Here is a 252-nt window from a genome sequence, read left to right on the forward strand (position 1 = left end):
TCGCGCTCGCCGCTATCGACTTCTTCTCGTTTGACCCATCCAAGCAGCGTCTGGCTCGTGCAGCCGATCTTAGGTGCAATGGATTCGATCGCCGCCCACTGCGACGGATACTCGTCGCGATGCTCTCTGGGGGTGACCCGTTTCCGAGGACGGTTAAGCAGTTGAATTTCGACCGGGCTGATGTCCTCCAGGTTGAGTGGTTGTGCGAGTTGTCCACGGTCGGTCGGCGGGTCGCCTATCACGACCACGACG

Annotated in this window: 1 pseudogene; it reads right to left on the reverse strand. The window is 60.3% G+C overall.

Annotated features, from left to right (window positions below):
• Positions 1 to 182 (reverse strand): annotated as a pseudogene (locus tag GWC77_RS28835) (hypothetical protein); the annotation flags it as partial.
• Between the last annotated feature and the right edge of the window lie 70 nt (positions 183 to 252).

Source organism: Paraburkholderia sp. NMBU_R16 (assembly GCF_013282575.1).
In the GTDB taxonomy this organism is placed as follows: domain Bacteria; phylum Pseudomonadota; class Gammaproteobacteria; order Burkholderiales; family Burkholderiaceae; genus Trinickia.